Origin of the sequence: Bathymodiolus heckerae thiotrophic gill symbiont (assembly GCF_900180345.1) — a bacterium.
GTDB lineage: Bacteria > Pseudomonadota > Gammaproteobacteria > PS1 > Pseudothioglobaceae > Thiodubiliella.
Map to the genome: position 1 here is coordinate 1 of NZ_FXLV01000097.1, position 1,382 is coordinate 1,382.

The following is a 1,382-nucleotide window of genomic DNA, read 5'->3' on the forward strand; positions in this document are numbered from 1 at the left end:
TTAGTCAACCCTTAAAAATCCAATTCAAAATAACCAAACCTTATTTAATTACAAGCTTTTGCATACTGCAACATAAACCAATGATTCTTTATAAAAAAATAGCGAACCTTTTGTAAAAACAAAAAAATAGTAGTGGCAACTAGCCACTTTCTTAAATTCCAAGCGCAAGCAGCCATTAAAACATTAATCTCATCGCCAATCTGCCCTTTTAGTAGATTTCTAGATAGCCTGAAGTCTGACTTTAAGTGTCCAATAATAGGCTCTATGGCAGCACGTCTTTTACACAGTTTGCGCTTTTTATCGCGCTGATAACGATTGTCTCGTTTAAGTGCCTTCTTAGGGAGGATAATTTTTGCACCCAATACCTCTTTTGCACCAACATAACCTCTATCGCATACTGCCTGTTTAATGGGCTTGTTTTTATCTCTATTGCTATTAGCATGACCAATGGCAGCGTATAAGGTTTTGGAATCGTGAATGTTTTTGTTATGACTCACAACGCCAACAATAATGTTATTGTCTTTGGTTGATACAATGGACACTTTGTTGCCGTATTCATATTGTTTATGATCCTTGCCCTTGGCAATGACATAAACATTAGCTTCATGCAATGAATAGATTTTATTCTTGTCCTTGGGCTTTTGTGCTAGCACTTGTTGGTAGAGCAAGAAGTCTTTTTGATAGGTTGTAAACAACAGATATTGAGGTAGTTTGCGTTGCAATTCTCTGATGAGCTTATTGGCAATGGTTCTAAGTCTTGTTAGTGCTTTCTTAGCTTTGGTGCGCTTTTTAACATGACGGAAGTGTCTGATTGCCAAGCGACAATTTTTAACCTCTTTGACATAAGTACGGCGCTGTTGAATGTTATGGTGTTTTGCCAGCTTGTTAAGGCGATTGATAATCTTGATTGCCAGTTTGGCATCAGTAGGATAGGTGATGTTTTTTTCTTGTACGGTGGTGTCAATTAACACGCTTGGCTCTTGTGCTAAGCTACCATGCAATTCAATACTCATTTTAAAAATAAGATTAAAACCTTGGGTGCCAATGCGCTTTCTAAAATGTACCAGTTCAGTAGCATTGCAAGGAACATCAGGCGTGTAGTTTGGATAGCCACAGAAGTATTGGTAATAAGGGTTGCGCTTAAACTGCAACACAACACGCTCGTCAGAGAGGTTCTCCAACTGTTTAAGCATGAGTAAGCCCACCATCAGCCTAATGGGTTTTGAGGGTCTGCCGTTGTCTTTAGAGTAATACTGCTCAAAGCTATGATCAAAGACTGCCCAGTTAATGGCATTGGCCAGCTGTATTAAAGGGTCTTTAGTGTCTAATTGGGAGAAAAGCTCTGAATGAAAAAGATTTTGTTGACCTGTGTTTGGGGTTGA

1 protein-coding gene is annotated in these 1,382 nt (G+C 38.7%); it reads right to left on the reverse strand.

Features of this window, described 5'->3' with window-relative positions:
• Nucleotides 1-44: 44 nt before the first annotated feature.
• Nucleotides 45-1,382 (reverse strand): IS5 family transposase (locus CRYPD_RS07660; RefSeq protein WP_138146980.1); only part of this gene is annotated, 1,338 nt, incomplete at its 5' end.